Source organism: Vibrio sp. D173a, from assembly GCF_030248475.1.
This window is the reverse complement of the sequence record NZ_JAHGAH010000257.1, coordinates 1-20,990: the sequence shown is the minus strand read 5'-3', so window position 1 is coordinate 20,990 and position 20,990 is coordinate 1. Positions and strand designations below refer to the sequence as shown.

At 45.9% G+C, this 20,990-nt stretch carries 18 protein-coding genes and 2 pseudogenes; 18 read left to right on the top strand and 2 right to left on the bottom strand.

Annotated elements, in window-relative coordinates; all coding sequences use genetic code 11:
* Positions 1 to 171 precede the first annotated feature (171 nt).
* Positions 172 to 3,306, top strand: a complete 3,135-nt coding sequence (locus KIV40_RS22745; protein WP_228174669.1) for an HD domain-containing phosphohydrolase — start codon at positions 172 to 174, stop codon at positions 3,304 to 3,306.
* 40 nt (positions 3,307 to 3,346) lie between these two features.
* On the opposite strand, the pseudogene KIV40_RS22740 reads toward KIV40_RS22745, so the two are convergent.
* A pseudogene (locus tag KIV40_RS22740) lies at positions 3,347 to 4,276 on the bottom strand (LysR substrate-binding domain-containing protein).
* 229 nt (positions 4,277 to 4,505) lie between these two features.
* Here KIV40_RS22740 and KIV40_RS22735 point away from each other — a divergent pair.
* The 17 genes and pseudogenes from KIV40_RS22735 (at position 4,506) to KIV40_RS22655 (ending at position 20,139) form a co-directional block, all read left to right on the top strand.
* Positions 4,506 to 4,679, top strand: coding sequence for a hypothetical protein (locus KIV40_RS22735; protein ID WP_285351441.1), 174 nt, complete (start codon positions 4,506 to 4,508; stop codon positions 4,677 to 4,679).
* Positions 4,667 to 6,199, top strand: a pseudogene (locus KIV40_RS22730) (protein-disulfide reductase DsbD family protein); the annotation flags it as partial. The gene KIV40_RS22735 and the pseudogene KIV40_RS22730, both read left to right, overlap by 13 nt.
* Positions 6,196 to 6,708, top strand: a complete 513-nt coding sequence (locus tag KIV40_RS22725) for a protein disulfide oxidoreductase (protein WP_038889907.1) — start codon at positions 6,196 to 6,198, stop codon at positions 6,706 to 6,708. The pseudogene KIV40_RS22730 and the gene KIV40_RS22725, both read left to right, overlap by 4 nt.
* A 105-nt stretch (positions 6,709 to 6,813) precedes the next feature.
* Positions 6,814 to 7,443 carry a class I SAM-dependent methyltransferase gene (locus KIV40_RS22720; RefSeq protein WP_285351440.1) on the top strand — a complete coding sequence of 210 codons (630 nt, stop codon included), beginning with the start codon at positions 6,814 to 6,816 and terminating at the stop codon, positions 7,441 to 7,443.
* A gap of 25 nt (positions 7,444 to 7,468) precedes the next feature.
* Positions 7,469 to 8,224, top strand: a complete 756-nt coding sequence (locus tag KIV40_RS22715) for a class I SAM-dependent methyltransferase (RefSeq protein ID WP_285351438.1) — start codon at positions 7,469 to 7,471, stop codon at positions 8,222 to 8,224.
* A 78-nt stretch (positions 8,225 to 8,302) separates the two neighbouring features.
* Complete coding sequence (locus KIV40_RS22710; protein ID WP_285351437.1) at positions 8,303 to 9,073, top strand: phospholipase A; 771 nt, start codon at positions 8,303 to 8,305, stop codon at positions 9,071 to 9,073.
* 44 nt (positions 9,074 to 9,117) lie between these two features.
* The gene (locus tag KIV40_RS22705; RefSeq protein ID WP_285351435.1) at positions 9,118 to 9,642 is read left to right on the top strand and encodes a GNAT family protein; all 525 of its coding nucleotides are present in this window, start codon (positions 9,118 to 9,120) and stop codon (positions 9,640 to 9,642) included.
* A gap of 293 nt (positions 9,643 to 9,935) precedes the next feature.
* Positions 9,936 to 11,516 (top strand): actin cross-linking domain-containing toxin, encoded by a 1,581-nt coding sequence (locus KIV40_RS22700; RefSeq protein WP_285351434.1) that lies wholly within the window; start codon positions 9,936 to 9,938, stop codon positions 11,514 to 11,516.
* Between the two features lie 62 nt (positions 11,517 to 11,578).
* Positions 11,579 to 11,701: a hypothetical protein gene (locus tag KIV40_RS22695; RefSeq protein ID WP_285351432.1), complete on the top strand. Its 123-nt coding sequence runs from the start codon at positions 11,579 to 11,581 to the stop codon at positions 11,699 to 11,701.
* A gap of 101 nt (positions 11,702 to 11,802) precedes the next feature.
* Positions 11,803 to 12,651 carry an MBL fold metallo-hydrolase gene (locus tag KIV40_RS22690; RefSeq protein ID WP_285351430.1) on the top strand — a complete coding sequence of 283 codons (849 nt, stop codon included), beginning with the start codon at positions 11,803 to 11,805 and terminating at the stop codon, positions 12,649 to 12,651.
* Positions 12,652 to 12,828: 177 nt separating this feature from the next.
* Positions 12,829 to 13,965, top strand: coding sequence for an efflux RND transporter periplasmic adaptor subunit (locus KIV40_RS22685; protein ID WP_228174662.1), 1,137 nt, complete (start codon positions 12,829 to 12,831; stop codon positions 13,963 to 13,965).
* Complete coding sequence (locus KIV40_RS22680) at positions 13,958 to 15,229, top strand: TolC family protein (RefSeq protein ID WP_285351428.1); 1,272 nt, start codon at positions 13,958 to 13,960, stop codon at positions 15,227 to 15,229. Before KIV40_RS22685 ends, KIV40_RS22680 begins: the two co-directional genes overlap by 8 nt.
* Entirely contained in the window at positions 15,226 to 16,470 is a 1,245-nt protein-coding gene (locus KIV40_RS22675) for an ABC transporter permease (protein ID WP_103410761.1), read from the top strand. The genes KIV40_RS22680 and KIV40_RS22675 overlap by 4 nt, the downstream gene beginning before the upstream one ends.
* A gap of 2 nt (positions 16,471 to 16,472) precedes the next feature.
* Positions 16,473 to 17,756, top strand: coding sequence for an ABC transporter permease (locus tag KIV40_RS22670; RefSeq protein WP_103410762.1), 1,284 nt, complete (start codon positions 16,473 to 16,475; stop codon positions 17,754 to 17,756).
* Between the two features lie 19 nt (positions 17,757 to 17,775).
* A complete protein-coding gene (locus tag KIV40_RS22665) occupies positions 17,776 to 18,468 on the top strand; it encodes an ABC transporter ATP-binding protein (RefSeq protein WP_285351426.1) in 693 nt (230 codons plus the stop codon).
* Positions 18,469 to 18,727: 259 nt separating this feature from the next.
* On the top strand, positions 18,728 to 19,711 hold the full coding sequence (locus KIV40_RS22660; RefSeq protein WP_282248912.1) for a YopT-type cysteine protease domain-containing protein: 984 nt from the start codon (positions 18,728 to 18,730) through the stop codon (positions 19,709 to 19,711).
* Positions 19,711 to 20,139, top strand: a complete 429-nt coding sequence (locus tag KIV40_RS22655) for a CesT family type III secretion system chaperone (RefSeq protein WP_285351425.1) — start codon at positions 19,711 to 19,713, stop codon at positions 20,137 to 20,139. The genes KIV40_RS22660 and KIV40_RS22655 overlap by 1 nt, the downstream gene beginning before the upstream one ends.
* A gap of 65 nt (positions 20,140 to 20,204) precedes the next feature.
* On the opposite strand, the gene KIV40_RS22650 is transcribed toward KIV40_RS22655, so the two are convergent.
* The gene (locus KIV40_RS22650) at positions 20,205 to 20,819 is read right to left on the bottom strand and encodes a PolC-type DNA polymerase III (protein WP_045372684.1); all 615 of its coding nucleotides are present in this window, start codon (positions 20,817 to 20,819) and stop codon (positions 20,205 to 20,207) included.
* Positions 20,820 to 20,990 lie beyond the last annotated feature (171 nt).

Here is a 20,990-nt window from a genome sequence, read left to right as displayed (position 1 = left end):
GTTTTCAGTTAAGTACCCCAACTCAATTTAGTCACTAAGATAAAGCGCCTCCAGATGGAGGCGTTTTTGTTTGCTTCCATAAAATTTCGTGATTGGCTTAAATTCAATTTTTAGACAATAATTTCAGTTGGTTAAAGGATTAAGGCGCTTGGATTACTTCAAGCTGAAACGATGAAGAAACGTAAACGGATTTCGTTAAGGACAGTGCTAGGGTTGATGTTTGTCTTTTGTACCCTAGTGACAGCAGGTGTGGCGATTACTTTGCAATACCATTTTGCAAGGAAAACTGAGCTGCAACACACCCTCACCCGATATCAAACCATCGCGACAGGTGTGTCGAGTCATTTATCTAATTTACAAAACTTAGCTGAGAACGTGGCACGAAGCGGCGCGCAGCTAGTGTCGCTTATCGGGGTAGATACGCCCGAAGAGAACATCATTATCCCTTTGTCTAAATTGTTGGTAAGAGACCCCGGCATTCATAGTATTTTTGTTGCCAAAGCGAACAACGACTTCTTCCAGTTGATCAACCTTTCCTCAGAGGAAGTTCGTTCACGCATAGGTGCTCAACCAGGGGACAAGTGGTTGTTGATCGCGCATAGCGGGGTGAAGCGAGATCGCCGTAAGGTAAGTATTTACTATGATGAAAACTTTGTATCACGCCACGCTTTAGATGAGTTTAGTAACTTCATCCCGACTCAACGCAGCTGGTTTGAAAATGCTGACCATGATGACGTTTACAATACTTCTCCTTATTTGTTCAACACTCTAAAAGTATCTGGGGAAACCTTTTCCATTAAGGTGCCAGAATCCGATACTGTGGTAGGTGTGGACATTCTTCTCTCCTCGTTAGAGGCGCAACTCACCAACCGTTTTGTTGAAAACAAGAAAGCGCCAGAAGCGGAGGCGTTTATCTATCAAGCCAATGGCCGATTGATTGCAACTAACAAGATGGTCGACATCGAAGATCGCTTACCTTTGGTCTCTCCGGTGAACTTAACGGATGAGCAACGAGCACTGGTCGCACAAACACCAGAGTTAAAAGTGTCGAACCAAAATAATTGGGCTCCGCTTGATTACACCGTTGGCGGTCGCCCAAATGGCTTCTCGATTGATATATTCAAGATGATTTCTGAAATGACCGGCTTAAAGTTTAAGTTTGTGAACGGTCGAAGTTGGAATGAGCTCGTCAACGATTTTAAAAATGGCAATATCGATATTCTTCAATCGATTGCCGACCAAGATGAGTTTTCCAGAATTGGCGCAGTCGGTGAAGCTCTTTATCACGCAAAGTTTGCGTTACTCACCACAGAAGAGAACAAGCACATCAATACCTTAGAGCAAGTGAAGAACGACAGAATTGGTTTACTGAAAGGTTGGAGCATTCAAGATGACTTGCTAGAAGCTTATCCGCAAATGACCATTGTAAATTACGCTTCTTTTCACGATGCGATCGACGGGGTACTGAACGGTGACATTGTAGCTGTGCTCGATATCCGTCAAATATTGGCCAACAAAATACGCGAAACATTCCGTCAGAACTTAGCCATCACTTTGGTTAAGGATTCAAACCTCTCCAACGCGTTTTACTACTTGGTGAATGAGGAACAAAGACCTTTAGTTGAGATAATTAACCGCGCTATTGACGCGATTACGCCAGAGCAAAGAAAAGAGCTGCGTGAAAAATGGTTTGAGGGTAAGGCTGCAGTGTCGACCTATACCTTTACGCCATACGAAGAGCTGGTCAAATTTGCCAAAGATCCTAAGTTCATTAATTCCGTTCAACTAGTGACGATCAATGGGAAAGATAAGTATGTTTTTGTCTCCAAACTCACTCATAAGGAAGAGCGGTACTTTGCTGTTGTGATTCCACAGTCTTACGTTATGTCAGGCGTAAATGAAGTGACGCTATATGCTGTGGGCGCATCCTTGTTTGTTCTTGCGTTGTTGATTCCCGTTGCATGGGAGATGGCGAAACCAATCTCTCAGCCAATCAATGCATTGAGAAAGCAAGTCAGATTTGTACGCGAACGCGAATACGACAAAGTGCAGCGTGTTCACTCTCGCATTGAAGAAATTCATCAACTTGGTCTTTCGCTGATGCGAGGCAGCAACTCGCTTAAGCAATTTGAACAAAGGCAAAATGAGTTTTTTGATTCCGTGATTCAACTTATCGCACGCGCCATCGATGAAAAGTCACATTATACGGCCGGTCACTGTAACCGTGTGCCCGAGATTGCGTTGATGCTTGCGGAAGAGGCAGAGAAATCTGACCAAGGCGTGTTTGGAGCTTTTGAGTTTGCCAATGACGAGGAGCGCCGTGAATTCCGCATTGCCGCTTGGCTTCATGATTGCGGTAAGATCGCCACGCCAGAATATGTGGTAGATAAAGGCAGTAAGCTAGAAACCAACTACAACCGCATTCACGAAGTTCGCATGCGATTCGAAGTACTGTGGCGAGATGCGCAGATTCAATATCTACTCAAAAAGCTAAAAACTATGGGTGTGGATGAGCAACCCGAGCAAGCACTGGAACAAGAATTTGCTGCGCTGAAAGAAGAGTTCGAATTTGTCGCCAATACGAACGTGGGTGCGGAGTTTATGTCGGATCAAGACATTGAACGTTTGCACAAGTTGGCTGAGAAAGAGTGGACGCGTTACTTCGATTGTGGACTTGGTTTATCGCCATTAGAAGAAACTCGTTATCAACCACAACCAACGCCAGCAACAGAAAAGCTGCTCTCTGATCGTCCTGAGCATGTGATTGAGCGTGAACAGCCGTTTGATCTCGACCCTGAGTTTGGCATCAATATGACGGTGCCAGAAAAGCTCTACAACCATGGCGAACTGTATAACTTGGCCGTGCAGCGCGGTACGTTGTCAGCAGAAGAGCGCTTTAAGATTAATGAGCACATGATCAGCGGAATCAAGATGCTCGAAAGCATTCCGTTCCCACCCGAACTTGAGCGCGTTCCTCGCTACGCTACTACGCACCACGAGGCAATGGAAGGCTTTGGTTATCCGAGAGGTTTGATGGGAGAGGAACTATCGATCCCTGAACGCATTCTGGCGGTAGCGGATATTTTCGAAGCGTTAACCGCGGCAGATCGACCTTACAAGAAAGCCAAGTCCTTGAGTGAGGCAATTAGCATTATGTCGAAAATGGCACTCGGTGGTCACATTGATAAAGACGTATTTAAGTTACTGTTAACCAGTGGTACTTACTTAAGTTACGCCAAGCGCTATCTGCCAGATGAGCTTATTGATGATGTCGATATAGAGGGGTATCTAGAGAAGCTATCTTAGCTTTCATCAGGTTTTAAAAAGTGCGTAAGTGCTTCGGTTCTTACGCACTTTTTGTGCGCCAAACTTGAACATCAAACTCTTGCTCAAATTTGGCTTTAACGAAGTCGATGAAGGTGCGCAGGCGTTTGGGTTGATAACGGTCGCGATGGAAAATTGCAGACAAAGGAACAGAAGGGATTTCCCACTCAGGCATCACTTTAACCAGTTGGCCTTGTTTGACCTCTTCGTCTCAGTAACTTAATGGCACACGGATAATTCCGTTACCGTGTAGTGCGCCCATCACAAGTGCTCGGCCGTTTTTACAACGCAGATTGCCTTTCACGATGACGTCACTGTGTTCTTTCGGGTTAGCAACGTTGCGGTAGCTCCAGCGAGTGACGGAGCCAGTCAGAGTGCGGTGTTTCGCCAACTCTTTTGGTGTCACTGGTTCCCCATGCGTTTTGAGGTAGTTCGGGCTTGCCAGCGTCACCATATCAATCATCATCAGTTTACGTGCGACGAATCCTGCGTCTTCCAACTCGCCCATGCGAATCGCCACGTCGAATTGGTCCTCAATCAGGTCAATTCGTGGTGAAGAGAAATCCAAATCTACGGTGATGTTCGGGTATTCCAACATGAACTCATTGACGTATTTGGCAATGATGTCCTCGCCGATATAGCCACCCACGCAGTTTACGCGAATCAAGCCTCGAACTTCTTGAGTGTCGTCGACTGCGGCGATCAACGCTTGGTCGATATCGCGCAGAGCTTTCTCACACTCTTGGTAAAAACGTTCACCAGCATGGGTCAAACGCAGAGTACGCGTGGTGCGAGTTAGTAAGGTCACGCCCATCTGTGCTTCAAGTCCACTGATTTGGCGAGACACATGAGAACGAGAGACGGAAAGCGCTTCTGCCGCTTTGGTGAAGTTACCCAGTTGAGCGATCAAAACGAAGGAGCGAATATAAGCAAGATTAACTTTATTGAGCATGTTGAATTATTTACAGAAACGGTAGTCATAAGACTATCACAGTTAGTTACGAAAACGCGCTGTTCAAAAAATCATACTACTTGAGGTTTATATTAACTTGCGTATGATTTCCGGCGTTTCCACATTTATCGAAGTTAGAATGCGCTCATCCACTTTACAATCTGCTGCGTCCCGACAACAGGGCAAATGGCTCCTAGCGCTAATCGGCTGGGTGATTGTGGTGTGCCTGATGAAAAATTCTAGCTTGATGTTCAGTTGTGCTATGCAATATGACGCAAGCTCGACTTCTGCGGTTGTTGGCGATGAAGTTAAAATCGTAAAAGCAGAAAGTGGGCATGACACGAGTAAATGTAAATTGTCTGAAAAGCTGATTCAATTTGCTCAGCAACATTTGTTGAAGTGACAGAAGCAAATTGGGATGCAAACCAATCTAAGCTACAAATCAAACTGACTAACTCACAAGGTTGGCAAAAACCAGAAGTGTTGGTTGATGGCGTTGACGAAGCAACCAGCGATTACAGCTTCAAATTAGAAGGGCAGCATCAAGAGGGCAATACGCTTACCGTAAACTACTCAGTGAATACATGGTTGGGTAATGTAGAGCTGGATAACCAATCGGTTTATGTCTCAATCAAAGACAACAACTTACTGGCGCAAGAAACCGCGAAAGCCAAAGCAGGCGTTATCACGCAAACTTTGCCAAGTACGTCTTTGGTGAACATTTTCTTGTTCGCGCTACTCGGTGGTTTGATTCTGAACATCATGCCTTGTGTATTGCCAGTTCTCGGCATGAAGTTAAGCAGCATCGTAGCGGCACAAGGCGTTGAGCGTCGTCAAATTCGCACTCAGTTCGTAGCTTCTTCGCTAGGTATTCTGACGTCGTTTTGGTTACTGGCTGGCTTTATCTTAGTGCTGAAGCTAACTGGTAACGCCATCGGTTGGGGTGTGCAATTCCAAAGCCCTTGGTTCTTAGGCTTAATGCTGTTGGTAACTGGACTGTTTGGTGCCAACATGCTTGGTTTGTTTGAAATTCGCCTGTCATCAGGTACCAATACTTGGTTGGCTTCAAAAGGGGATCACTCACTACTTGGGCATTACGTGCAAGGTATGTTCGCGACTCTGTTAGCAACGCCTTGTTCAGCTCCTTTCCTTGGCACTGCGGTGGCGTTTGCACTGGGTGCAGACGTAGTCACTCTGTTTGCTATCTTCACTGCATTGGCGTTAGGCATGGCACTACCTTGGATCTTAGTGGCTATTTTCCCTGACATTGCACTCAAGCTACCAAAGCCAGGCCAATGGATGAATGTCGTGAAAATCGTATTTGGCATCATGATGCTGGCAACCAGTGCTTGGTTATTGTCACTGATGGCGAATCACTTGCCGGTATTTTGGGTCATTCTGATCGGCTTGGTTGCGTTCATCGTTATCATGACGCGTGTTAAACGTATTTATGGCAATAAAGCGTTGGCAATTTCCGGCACGGTATCACTGGTACTGATTGCTGGTGGTCTTGTACTAGGCAGTGTGACTGCCAATCACTGGGCAACGCCATTGCCACAAGATTTGGCTTGGGAAAAACTGTCAAACGAAGCGATTGCAGACCACGTGAAGAATGGACGTGTGGTGTTCGTCGATGTGACCGCAGATTGGTGTGTGACTTGTAAAGCCAACAAGATCGGCGTGATCTGGCAAGATCCGGTTTACTCACTGTTGCAAAGCCCGAACGTGGCGACACTGAAAGGCGATTGGACACATCCGAATGGCTCAGTGACCGACTTCTTGCGTGCACATGGTCGCTTTGGTGTGCCATTTAATATCGTTTATGGTCCAGCTGCGCCAGAGGGGATTCCTCTACCAGTGATTTTGACTGACGATGTAGTGGTGAAAGCCATCGAACAAGCGAGCGGAGGCACGATTAAGTGAACACAGTAAAAAAGCGCAAGTCGCTCAAATACTGGCTTAGTCAAGCGTTGCAAATGGTGCTCATGGTGACCGTGATATCGGTCGCCATGGATTGGTACCGCACCAAAGACATCCCTAAAGAGCAAGCACCGCCTCTGAGTGCGATCATGGCCGATGGCGAGTTTGTCGATGTGATTGCCAAAAGTCATGAAGAACCAGTGGTTGTGTACTTTTGGGCAACTTGGTGTCCGGCGTGTAAGTTTGTTAGCCCAAGCGTGAGTTGGTTAAGCGATTACTATGAAGTGGTTGCAGTATCCGGCGCATCCGGACCGGAAGAGCGCGTACAAAAGTTCATGCAGGCGAAAGACTACCAGTTCGACAACATCAACGATCCGAAAAGCAGCATTATGCAAGAATGGAGCATCAGCGTGACGCCGACCATCTATGTATTAAAAGATGGAAAGGTAAGCTCAATCACCACAGGTGTTACGACACCAATAGGCATTTTAGCAAGGATCTGGATGGCCTAAATCAATGTGTAGCATGTCGACTTTTTTCACGCTTTTACAATAACATAGGTGTTTAAGTGAATATGGCGTGCTACATTGGCAGCGTTCAATGATAAAGGAGGAATCATGGACGTTGCCAAAATGTATGATGAAGTATCTGAGCGCTATCAGAAGCTAATTAAAGACAGCCAATACGTTGGTCCACATTGGGTAGATGAAAAGTTAAAAACACTCGATCTCAAACAAGTCTCTGCTCTCGATTTAGCTTGTGCCACAGGCAGTATCGGGGAGGTCATCAAAACACATTACCCAGAAGCTACTCTTCACGGCTTGGACATTTCATCCAAAATGGTCGATAAAGCACGCGAGACAAACTTTTATCAAAGCGTCAGCGTTCATAACCTAGACCAACCTTTCTCTCCGATTTTCAATCAAACCTTCGACATCATTACCGCACTCGGTTTCACGGAATTCCTTACCAATCCCCAGTCGCTACTGCAATGCATCGCTAATAAGCTCAATGCCGACGGACGCTGTTTCATCAGTTTTCAATGTCACGACCCAGATGGAAAAGACTTACCGAGAAATACCTACAGTGGCACGGTGGTACATACGGCTTACACTGAGAGCGAATTCCGTGAGCTCAGCCAAAATGCAGGGCTTGAAGTGGTGTCTTTAGAAAACCTCGTCGGCTACACATCAGGTGCTGGCTATGTATGCCGTTACTTGCTCTTGGAGTTAAGAAAGCCAAGTTAATCAATTAAATAAACAAGGACTGTTTTTGAAGACACAAGATCTCAGTGAGTTTGCATCAGGTACGGAATACGATGCGCAGTATGATAAACATTACGAAGATGATATCGCTCTGATACAAAAGCACATCACCACGATGAGTGCTCGAAGTTTGTTGGATGTGTGCTGCGGCACGGGTATTGTCACGATACCTGTCGCCAAGAAACTCGATAATGCTGTCGGTATTGATATTGCCGAAGGAATGCTAAAACATGCTAAACACAAAGCACAGGGATTAGATAACCTTTCGTTTTTGCAGCAGGATGCCACTCAATTCTCTCTCGATAAATGCTTTGACATTGCGATCATGACGGGCAACGCTTTCCAAGCTTTCCTCTCCGATGAGATGCTAGTTGGTGTCCTTAATTCGATTTCTAATCACCTCAATAGAGGTGGGCGTTTCATCTTTGATACTCGTTTACCAACGCACGATAACTTAGAAATTGATGCTGAAATGTCCCTGTGGCAAACCTATGAATTGCCCGACAAAGGCGAAGTAAAGTACATGGGTATGAGCGAACGTTATGACGCTAAATGTACAGCTCTTTATTTGAAGAAAGAACGTCACTACCAAGATGGGACAATGGTCTACTCAAGCATTGACTTGAAGTATCGAAAGTTATCTGAAATTGAAGTATTTCTTGCTCAGGCGGGTTTAAGTATTACCGAAAAATACAGTTCTTGGGCAGAAGAGAAGTTTTCTGAAAATTCAAACAATCTAATCTGCGTTGCAGAGAAGCTTTGATTGCTCCAGATAAATAGAGGAAAGCTGCTAATTATCTTCTATATTGAATTCAGAGAGTTAAAGATAAAAAGGATGACGATGTTTCACTGTAAAAAGTTAGGTTTATTTACGGCGTTTTTATCAACCGTTGCAGCAGACGTCTGCGCAGAAGAAAAGCGCTTTTCTGCTCATGAAGACAACTATTTATTACCGTTTTATACCGAGTCTAAGGTAAACCAAGCACGCTTTGCGCCAACCAATCCAAACGGCCACGACGCAAAGGACGTGTTGGTCCAGTTCCAAATAAGCATGAAGTTTAAACTCCTAGTGTTTGGGGATGATGGCTTATTTGTCACCTATACTCAGCGTTCAAATTGGGAAGCGTACGATGACTCAGCATACTTTAGAGACGATCAATACAACCCTGCTATTTTTTATCGTTGGAACTTAAACCCTTGGCGTATTTCGCTTGGTTTTGAGCATCAATCCAATGGTGCTGGTGGTAGCGACGAAGTCAGTTGGAATCGCGTCTACCTCGATAACAAATGGCGCTTTGAGTCTGGCTTTGTTCGCTTTAAAACTTGGTTTGATGTTGGTAGCAATCATTACAATCCAGATATTGTGGATTTCCTTGGCTATGGCGAGCTAGAAGCGGCTTGGATTTCTGAAAATGATCATAAACTGAAACTCACCGTATCGAATCTTTTTACTGAAGGCTGGGAAAAGGGTTTCTATCGCGCATCTTGGAACTTCCCCGTTTATCAGGGGCTAAGAGGTTATATGAAGGCAGAAACGGGTTACGGTCTCACAATCTCAAATTACAACTTCGATGAAAGCGCGTTTGGGGTTGGCTTTGCATTCGACTTTTAGCGCCCACCCTTTAATGTCCAAAAACGTTTTTGAGAAGGAAGTGAATGAAACTTGAAGCGCAATACGTGGCAATTCGTCACGTTGAAGAATCGGACGCTGTGCCTCTCTTTGATCATTACCTCGGTGATGAAAAAGCCTGTTTGTATCTAAACCGACAAGCGCATCTAAGCTCAACTCAAACATTGCAATCTATCAATAGATGGCGAAGTCAATACAAGTTGGCTAACCCTAATATCTTGGTACTCGCAATCGAAGAAATCGCCTCTCAAGTCCCCATTGTTTGCTTGGTGTTAATCCCTGAAAAAAGCAGTAGCGAAATTCATTTTGGTATCTCTAGAAACTATCAAGGTAAAGGGTATGCGACTCAGGCTTGTATGCTAGGTATAGAGTATCTAAAAAGTATCGGAGTCGAGGAGGTCCATACAGCTCCTCATATCGATCATCAAGCCAGCATTCGCGTGCTCGAAAAATGTGGATTTAAGAAAAAAGGCGTGCTGAAAGAGTATGCGGTATTTCCTGCCCTTAGCGACGAACCTCAGGATTGTTGGTATATGTTTTTGAACAACTAGCAGCTCACACTTCATGCTTGGGCTTCTTCTATCTAGGAGCAATGTAGCGTTATCTCACTAAACCCTTTCCCTTGAGTAATCCTCCAGTTAAGTGCTGTTAAATTGGAATCATTGTCACTGTGTCACTTTCTAATTGTGTAATCACATTTTAATTTTTGACGTTGATATGATTATAACTAGTGTGTAAGTAAACGATTGCCTAGTGATTCTGAGCGTTTTATAAAAACGATATTATTGATGGTTAGTCACTGCTTTAAGATGAAGTTTCCGCTTCTTTTGTAGAGTGTTGCTTCATGCCTAATCTTGATGAACTAAAAAGTAAAACCAGTACGGGTGGAGGCTACAAGCCCGTTGATGACACCGTAAAACCGCCACCAAAGCCTCCGGAATTAGAACAAACGGTTCAAGAACGCCTCGAGCGGCAACGAAGAGAGCGTAAAGAAGAGTTAACCTACAAAGCAGAAGATGAAGAGCGTTGGGCTGCGAATCGTGAGCGAGCGGCTCAGAACTCTGCTGGTCAATCTAAACCCAAAGCTGTCATTGTCCCTGAATTTGGAAGTCACTTTGAAACGAGTTCGATTGGTATTGAGAATGAGTTGTCAGGACTGATTGTGGCTTTACCTAGTAATTCGACTCAGAAGTTTGGTTATGTTCATGATGCAAAGGATAACCCTCTGTTCATGCTGACGAAAGATATGAACCAGGGTGGTTACACAAATCCAACTGGCATTAAAGATGTCAAAGGTATTGGTAAGTGGCAAACGCATACGATTGAGTTAGTCACTTATCCAAGTGAAATCCGAGATAAAGAAGCAATCGATAATCGTAAAGATGCGATGCTTTGGTTGGCTAAGGTATTTACCAACCATATTAATCAATCAAACCACAAAGCGTTATCCAACCTAGTCAGTGAGGATGGTCGTTTTACATTGGCGATCGCTAATCCTAACCATTTGATTGCGGCTGGCAACGGCATGTCAATTGAAGCCCAAGGCCAGAATATAGGTATGACGCCGAGCGGGCAACAGGCCTCTATGGGGGTAAGCGCTAAAGATTTTGGCACAGGAACGTCAGATGAATTGAAGCTTTTAGAATCTGCTCCGTGGTATAAGGCGGCATTACGAAAGGAATTTTCAGCAAACGCTGGAAATGTAAAATTAGATGATCAAGAGGCCGCTCAAAATGTATTTGCTTATCTGACATCCATTTACTCTAAGACCGCAGATTTGGCGAAAGAATATGGTATTTACATTTATGACTGGGACCCGAATGATGAAGGTATTCGACCAAACGCTCAAGGGTTGACTGATCCTAAAGTGAAAAATGCATGGAAAATTTTGCCAAGAACCAAACCGAAGCTGATGTTAAATCTTTTGAGCGATAATGATTCTAGGTATGTCAGACAACAAATTTCGGCTAAGTTGAAATCATCTCATTCAGAGAGCCTTGCTAAGAATGTATTCGCATATTTTCAAAATGGTGGTGAAGTTGCAGGGCATGGTATTAATAACGCGACGACGGGAAGTACGGGTAACCCTGAACCTGCGATTTTATTTGAGTTCCGCACTGTGCCAAGTGCTCTGACTGAGTTTGTACCTCGAACAGAATCTACAGCGAAGTTAGACGTCAAAACACTAGACCAATTTGGAGCGGCTGACCGAAAAATGATTATTACCGAGATCAATACCCTAGTAGAAAGCAGTAGTGATTTTGACTCTTGGTTTAAGGCATATAGAGAGAGTAAAGGTTTACCGCCAGTAAAAAATGCAAAGCGCACTGCATCTGCTAACCATAAAGCTGAATGGGTAATGACCGAAAAGCCAACAGAATGGGACAGAATAACGTCATCTAATAGCTCTCAAAAACGAGGTTGAGTCAAGCCTGTTGGTGTTTGAAGCGTAGCGTATGAATAAAAGGCTTCTTTGAATTAATCCTGATGTTAAGCCCGCTGCAACCAATGGAGGAGCAGTGGGCAGAAAGCTTAACGGTACTCAACACCATCGACGATGGTTATGTGGCAGACTGTTTCTTTCCGTTGGATTTTGTTTTTGTACAGTAAACCTCTGTCTAATCACACAATTAGCATTACTTTTTTCTACAAACATCAAACCTCGTTATTGTCTCATCCACTAAAGCGGTTCAACGTCATTAGGAGACATTATGATCGTGACCACCTTGGTTGATAATTCACGCATAAAGGGGAGAGATGATCTCTGTGTTGAGCGTGGTTTATCGCTACACATTGAGACGTCGGGAATGAACATTCTCTTTGATATGGGCAGTGGACAAACGTTTTGTGACAACGCGCCTCGACTGAATGTGGATATCCAAGCCGTAGATTTTGGCGTTGTTTCTCATCGACACCATGACCATTGCAACGGTGCCTCTTATTTTCTTGAGCGGAATGAAACCGCGAAGATTTATTTAAAGGCATGTGGCGAGCAAGATTACTACTTTCGCGCCTTTGGTTTTAAGAACGATGTTGGCATCGATAAAGCGCTGTTAGAGAGCGCAAATAACCGTTTCGTACTGATTGATCGAACGACAGAAGTTGCGCCCAATGTTCACGTGATTACCGAGATATGCGATCGCTTTGCACAGCCAAAAGGCAACCAGTACCTGTATACCCAATCGCATGGTGGGGGCTACGAGCAGGACATCTTCGAGCACGAATTGCTGCTTGTCATCAAAGAAGAAGACGGCTTGGTTGTCTTTACGGGCTGTGCGCACAGCGGTGTGCTGAACATGATTGAAACCGCCACAGAGTTATTCCCAAACTGCAAAATCAAAGCGGTGGTGGGGGGCTTTCATCTTGTTGGTTTACCAGTATTGAATGGTATTGGTGGCACTAAAGACGATATTAGAACATTGGGCAGAGCGCTGTCGAAATATCCAATTGATAAGTTTTACACCGGCCATTGCACAGGAATGAAAGCGTATGGCCTTTTAAAAGAAATACTAGGGGATCGTCTGGAGCATTTACCCACTGGTAGAAAGGTAACTTTATAAATCTTGGTCAAGATTATCCAAATGAGCATCGAGCCTTACGATGCCCATTACCTCTGACAGGGGGCTGACCTTATGATGTTTCCTATGACAAACACATGACAGTGACTTTGATATAATTCTAGAACTTTATGTTCACAAGATGGTCACAAGACTACACAAAAATAATCGGTATCAATAATGGCAAAAATTTGGCTTGTCTCTGCTGTGAGCGTTGCATTGCTTGGCGGCGGCGCGTATTTCTATCTGCAATCCTCTACTCAACCAGAGGCGTTTCCAACGCTGGCAGTAGAAAAGGGAACCATTGAAAAACAAGCGGTAGCGGTCGGCAATATTGTCCCTGCGCACTCGGTGTCTATTAAGTCGCAAATCGATGGCATCGTGGGCGAGATGTACGTGCAGGTCGGTGAGAAGGTCAAGCAAGGCCAAGCATTGATTAAGGTTCGCCCAAACCCGACGCCGCAAGCATTAACCGACGCATCAACAGATCTCATGCGCAGCGAAGCCGACTTAGAATCCGCTAAGCAAAAGCTGGCTAACCTTGAAAGCTTGGTGAAACAAGACATCATTCCAAACAACTACGACGAATACGTCAGCGCGCGCTCAGCCGTAAAATCTGCTGAAGCGAACGTGCTTCAAAGACGTCAGAATCTAGAACTGATCCGCAGTGGTGAAGCTTCCATTGGTGACGCCCGTTTAACCTCAACCATTTATGCACCAATTGATGGCACAGTATTGAACCGTAAAGTGGAAGTGGGTGAGCCGATCATTTCCACTGAATCCAGCCAAGCTGCGACAGAAATGATGTCTCTGGCCGACATGAACAGCTTAATCTTTAAGGGTAGTGTCAGTGAACATGACGCGGCACAGCTTTCTCCGGGCATGCCTGTGTTGCTGACCGTTGCACCTTATCCTGACACAGAGATTTCTGGCGTGTTAACAAAAGTTGCGATCCAATCAGAGAATCTTAACTCGCCAGAGGACAGTGCAACAGCAAAAAGCTTTGATAACGGCTTCGAAGTGGAAGTCGGAGAACTGAAAATCCCGCAAGAGATCCTATTACGTTCGGGTTTCTCATCTACTGCGCAAATCACATTGAAGAAATCCGAAAACGTCTTAACCTTGCCAGAACGAGCACTGCAATTTGATGGCGATACACCAAACGTATTGATTCCAGATAGCTCAGAGCAAGGTTTCCACAAACAAAAAGTGAAGCTTGGTTTGTCGGATGGCATCAATGTAGAAGTATTGGACGGCGTTAAGTTAGACGAAGAAATCATCGACAACAGTATGATGGCGGGAGCCGCGCATGATTAAACTAAATAAGTCTAAAATCGGTTGTGCGATTTTGGCTGCTACGTTTAGCTTACCAAGCTATGCCATCTCGATTGAACAAGCGTGGCAACAGGCGAAGCAAAATGACCCGAACTATGAGAAAGCCAAAATTGGTGTTCAACTTGGTGAAGTAGGTGTCGATTCAAGCCGCAGCTCACTCTTACCCGGCTTAAGTGCGACGGCATCGGCGAATTGGAATGAATCCGCCGACAACACCAACAGCTATGGCGCATCGCTTTCTCAAACCATCTGGGACAGCAGCTTGTGGTCAGATTTGGATCAAGCCAATGCCAACTACATTAAATCTCAGCTAGAGCTTGCTCAGTCACATAATGAGCTTGCACAAAGACTGCTCTCGTCTTATTTGGATGTGGCAAGCGCGCAGGGGGATCTGCAATTGGCGCAGTCCAAACTGGAAGAAGGCAACAAACTGCTGAAGATCATCGAGAAGCGTTACCGAGCAGGTAAAGTGAAATCCGTTGATGTCGAAGAGATTCGTGCGACACAAGTTGCCGATAAAGCCGGTATTTTGAATGCGCGCTCAGATTTAGAAGTCAAACGAGCAGAGCTGGCGGCTTTGATCAACCAAGCTCCACAAGACGCTGACCAAATTCGCACTGACTCCCTTGTTCAACCGCCAATGATGGTGGAATCGCAAGAACAATGGTTAAAGCTTGCTAAAGACAGCAGCCCAGAGTTGCTGGTGGCAGCTCAGAACGTCAAAGCCAGCGAGTTTGCTAAAGACTCAGCCCAAGGCGGTTACTACCCAACGGTGAAAGGTAACGTTGGGTATAACGATGATGACCGACGCAAAGACGGCGAGTTCAGCGCTGGCATCACCCTAAGTGTGCCGATTGACTTGAACGGCGCAACGCGTGCCAGAGTGGACGAAGCGTCACTCAATACCCTCAGCGCAAAACAAGACTTACGTCGAGTCGAAATCGACATCCAAAAGCGCGTGATTCAGCAATTTACTCAAGTCGATATCAACTGGAATCAAGTCTTAATGGCGAGCGAGCTGGTGACTTCTCGTGAGAAAGTGTTGCGCAGCAAAGAGAAACTTTACGATGCGGGCTTGTTAGAAGTCTCGGAAGTGATCAGTGCGCACAACAGCTTGTTTGAAGCGAAAAACAGCCTACAAAACAACCTGTACAACTACTGGCGTCAGCGTATCGGCTTGTTGCAAACCGCTGGTAAGTTAGATGACGACACCATGGTACTGATCTCCCGAGCATTTAATTCATGATCCGTCTATTGCAGCAAACTTTATTACAGCAAACCTTATTGCAACAAACATGGCAAACGCTGATGGCGCATCGCATGAAGAGCATGCTAGCAATCGTGGCTATTGCTTGGGGTGTGATTTCGGTTGTGGTGTTGATTGCATTGGGTGAAGGTTTTTATCGGCATCAAACTCAGCAGTTGTCATTTATGGCTAATAATGTGCAGTTGGCCATTCCATCGAGTACAAGTAAGCCTTGGCAAGGTTTGCCTTTACGGCGTCAGATTACCATTTCGCAGGATCAGGTCCGAACACTCGAACAATCTGGCTTAGTGAAACAAGCATCCAGCCTCTACGCCAAATGGGATGCGAATGTTACCAATGAAAAAGGGCAAAACCTTACGCGTTTCGTTAGTGGCATTGATTCCCACTACTTCTCTTTAGTTAAGAGAAAGTTAGAGCAAGGGTCGCGAGACCTATCGCCCAGTGATATTGCTAACCATACGCGCGTTGTGATCTTAGGAGACCAAATCGCGAAGATGGGGGATATACATATAGGTCAAATAACCAAAATTAATGGAATACCATTTTTAGTGGTAGGGATTATGACAGACGAAGATGCTGGCTTGTCGTTTGGTGACAGCCGTAGAGTCTTTATTCCTCATACGACTTATCTTGATCTGTGGGATGCTAAGCCGTGGCTGCTAATACTTAATCCTGTCGACGGTATGGATAGCAATGCCTTCCGACAAGCCATTGCTAATTTTTATGCCAAGCAATTGCACTTTGATCCGACGGACAAAGAAGCAATCCGCTTGCCGGATTACAGCGAAGGTGCGGCGGTGATTACAGGGATCTTCCGTGGTATCCAAATTTTCCTTGGTGCAAGCGGGGCCATGACCATGGCCGTGGGTGCTCTCGGTGTTGCAAATATCATGTTCCTATCAGTGACAGAACGAACTCGAGAAATTGGTGTGCGCTTGGCGGTTGGTGCAACGCAAAAGTCCATACTCAGCCAATTTATCCTCGAAGGGCTCTTTCTGGTGGCTGTCGGTACCGCACTTGGCTTAATGGTTGCTTACTTGGTGGTCGCGCTGCTCGGGTCTATGCATTTACCGGATTGGTTAGGTTTTCCTGTGATTACGCCGGATTCCATTGCTTGGTCGTTATTCGTGACGCTGGTTTTGGCGCTTCTGGCGTCTTATTTCCCAGCTAGGCGAGCGTCGCGTCTCACCCCCGTAATTGCATTAAGTGCGAGGGCGTAATGATGTTGCTACCAATGAGACAAATCTTTCAAGAAATGGCTGCAGAAAAGCTGCGTTTGGGTTTGACCATTCTTGCTGTGGCATGGGCGACCTTGTGTATCGCTGCAATGCTGGCCGTGGGCGAGGGAATTCGTCAGGGCGTATTGAGAACCGCGCAGAATGGGAATGGGAACCTGATTTACTTAACTGGAGGCATGGCGAGTGTCGATCACGGTGCGTTTCATCAAGGTAAGTTCTTAACTTTAAATGTAGATGATACCGAGGTGATTGAAGTCTTACCTGAGGTGAAAAGTATCGCGCCAACCGCTGTATGGGATGAACGGGTTACGGTTGGTGACCGAGGTTCTTGGCAAGAGCCACTTGCTGTCACGACAGACTTTGCCGACATGACTAAATTAACCCCGATGGACGGAGGTCGTTGGTTAAACCCCCTTGACCAAAAAGAAATGCGTAAGGTGGTTGTTCTTGGCTACTTACTTGCTGCGGACTTGTTTAATCCTAATAAAGACTTCAGTTGGTTTACGCCAGTGACACTGAAAACCAATCCTGTAGGGAAAAAAGTGAAGATTGGCAGCGAAGTGTTCACCGTAGTCGGTGTGTTGGAAAAAAATAGTGCTGAAGTTGAGCAAGGTGATCAAATTAATTACGCCAGTTTTGTACCGTTAGCCACATGGCAACGCTTTCATACTAACGGCGATATCGGAGGCATCAATGTCGAACCTCAAGCCCATGCGGACCGTGAAAAACTGGCAAAGACTATTCGCCAAGTGATCGCGCGTAAACACGGTGCCAGTGTTAGTGATAAGCAAGTTGTTCAAGTCAAAGACATGTTTCTTAAACAGAAAAGCATGCAACAGTTCTTGGTTGGTTTACAAAGTTTTCTCGGCATCATTGGTTTTGTCACGCTTGCCGTGGCGGGCTTAGGCATTGCGAACGTAATGTATGCCACGGTAAAACGCTCCACTAGAGATATTGGCGTTCGTATGGCAGTCGGTGCAACGCCTACAGCCATTCGTCTTCACTACCTAGTGCAATCACTGATGACCATGATGCTCGGCGGTGTACTGGGGTTAGGTGTGACGTATGCGATTGTATCGGCAATCAGCGCTATAAATCTTGAGGGCAACACTCTGTATGAACGCCTTGGAAAACCGATCCCCGAGCTATCTTGGATTGTGGTTGCGATTGTGATTTCCACCTTAGTGTTTATTGGCGTCGCATCTGCTTGGCTGCCTGCAAACCGAGCCGCAAAAGTGAGCCCGTTGGAGGCGCTGCAAAGTGAATAATAAGAATTCTGGAGAGAAAATGTCGAACGCCCCATTGGTTGAGCTGACTAACATTTGTAAATACTACGCAAGCGGAGAGGCGGAAGTACGTGCGCTAGACGGCGTCGACTTGACCATCACCCAAGGTGAATTTCTTTCCATTCTTGGTCCGTCTGGCTCGGGTAAATCGACTCTGATGAACATGCTGGGCTGCCTAGACAAACCGACCGATGGCCAATACCAATTGGGTGGTCAAAACGTCGCAAGTTTAAGCCCGAACGAACTAGCTGGTATTCGCAACCAAAAGATAGGCTTTGTCTTCCAAAGCTTTAACTTGTTGGAATACGCGACAGCATTGGATAACGTCGCACTGCCGTTGGTTTACTCTGGCATAAAATCCAAAGAACGTCGCCAGCGCGCCACTAAATTGCTAGAGCAAGTCGGGCTAGGGGATCGCCTCGACCACAAACCAAACCAGCTTTCTGGTGGTCAAAAGCAGAGAGTGGCGATTGCAAGAGCCTTGGTCAACGATCCACAAATCATCTTAGCGGATGAGCCAACGGGGGCATTGGATTCAAAATCTGGCGCAGAGATTGAAGCCTTGTTCAATCAATTCCACGCTGAAGGCAGAACCTTGATCATCGTGACGCACGATAACGCCCTAGCAGAGCGCACCAAGCGCATCATCACAATCAAAGATGGCAAGGTGATTTCGGATAGAGTGCCGCAGTAACCGTTTCTATGTTTGCTAACACTCAACGCATAGGGAAATAAAGCTTGGAGGGCAATGATGGTTGCGAAAATCATCATTGCCCTCTACTCACACAGAACCACTACAACGATTTCTTTGCCTCAAAAATACACCCGCCCCAAATCTCTTCAAACAAGCTCTCTGATCAAATCAACAAAACAACGACCATGGCTAACAGCTCAACTTCATCGCTTTGGTTAACCTTGCAGCATACAAAAATAAACAAAGAAAGCAGGTAGTTATGCAAGGTATTACTAATATTTCCTCTATCAGTGGACCAATCATCTCTGCACCAGTCAGCCAACCACAAAACCAAGGTCAACTTGGTGGCTTGAGTGCAAGCACGCAAATGACGCCAGATGCCATTCGCAACTTGATGCTGCAACAGATGAGTAGCGGTGCTACTGCAAACCCAGCACCAATCAGTTCGTTCTCTCTGCAAAGCGCGACACCAGAACAAAGCTCAGAGCCTCGCTCAAAGCTACAAAACTTCAAAACAGCGGTACAAACACTGGGCGACCGTATTTTGCACGCTCTGGTTAGCACTAAAACCGCTTCATTGCGTAACTCGGCAGCAAAACACAACGGCGAAGTGACCATGAAGGTCTCTCAGGTAACGGGCAGCATCAAAAACGCCATCCTAAAAGACACCAACACCTCTGGCGGATGTTGTGAAGCACTGAGCGCTCACTGGATGAAGGCACGAGCAGAAGGCTCTAACCTTGGCGAACAGCTATTTCAATCAGGAACGGCAAGCGACAAAGGCAAGCTGAACAAAGAGACAATGCAGTCTGTCGCGCAACTGCAAACCGATGGCATGGTGGGTTATGACCAAGAAGCGATCACAGAAGGTTGGCTAAGAAGTAACAACATCGAATCACCTTACCGAGAACTTGGTGCATTATCACGTGTGCATGGACAAACAAGCCGTGGCCGAAATGGTGCAGCAGAGCTTGCGGCGAAGATCGTTGATAACGGCCCAAAAACATCGCTATTGAAGAAGATTGGCCTTGAAGGTCCAAGTAATGCACACGCCGTTGCCGCCGCGGTAGATGGAGAAAAAGTGACCTTCTTTGACCCGAACTTCGGTGAGTTTTCTTTCCCAAGCAAGGAGGATTTCACCAGCTGGTTTGTTCAGGATTTTTGGCACAAATCAGGCTACGACTTACCGAAATTCGGCTTATCGGGAGAATTCAGCATCGTCAACTTGGAGGCTAACCACTAATGACAACCACATTCGATCACCTAGTTAAACACTTTTTTGAAAAGAACGGCCTAGAGAACCCAACCGCGCAAGATGGCATCTACAGCTTGTTGATTGACCAAAAGTATCAACTTCATTTCACGCATCAGAATGAAGAGTGGATAGTACTGTATGCAGAACTTGGTGAGGCAAACCCGATATCGGAGCAGCTGGCAAAGAGCAATATCTTTGGTGAATACTGGCCTGCGCACATTGTGTCGCATCAAGAAAACAGCGCTGTTTTATGGTCGCAACAACCGATGGCGATGCTAAATGTGGCAGCGTTAGAGGCGTGGACAGAGTGCTTTATTCAAGATCTTATTGAAAAGCAGGCGGCGATTTCTGGTGTGGAGCCAACGCCAGCAAGCGCAGAGCCAACCAATATCCGACCTCATATGATCTCGGTGTAAACCCTAGAATCTAAATTTATAGGGCTAAGTAACGCCCGCATGGTTGGGCGTTACTTGTTTGTGGTTTAAGCGCGGCTTTTAGCCAGTAGCTGGTCCACTTTTCCTTTTGCTGTCTTACTTACCGTCTGCATAAACTTAAAGCTTGGCGCGACAATGCCCGATTGCTCAAGCTCTTCCACCATCAGCAACCACAGTTTTGCCGTTACCTGTGCATCGGCTAACGCGCGGTGGAATACACCGTCGTTTTCAATGTTCTTATAACGAACCAACTCACCCAACTTGTGTGACGGCGCATCTTGAATCAGGCGTCGTGCCACCAATAAAGAACACGCGAACTCGCCAGAATAACCGCAGTCGATCCGCTCTAGCTCTGCATCCAGAAAGCGCTTATCGAACGACGCGTTGTGCGCGATAAGATTCTCACCCGCAATAAACTCACTGAACGATGCCATCACTTCATCGCAGCTTGGCGCGGTACGCAGCATGTTATTGGTTATACCTGTGTAACCCTCAATAAATGAGCTCACACGAAAGCCAGGATTCATAAGTTGCTGAAAACTATCGACCACCTCACCATCGACGATCTTAACTGCACCGATTTCAATCGCGCGATCACCCATATTCGGAGACAGACCTGTGGTTTCAAAGTCGAGTACGACAACGGAGTTAGCTTGAGGCATGAAGTTTTCCAACTGAACAATAAGGCGCAAGAGTATCGTTGAAAGCGTGGAAAAAGGGAAGAAGGGGGAAGTGTTAGTTGCGTGAGAAGCCAGGGTAAGTAGAGATAAGCAATAGGTGTTAAAAGGTGCGCTAATGGGGCGCGCGTGACACGGAAATGCCCCATTCCTTCT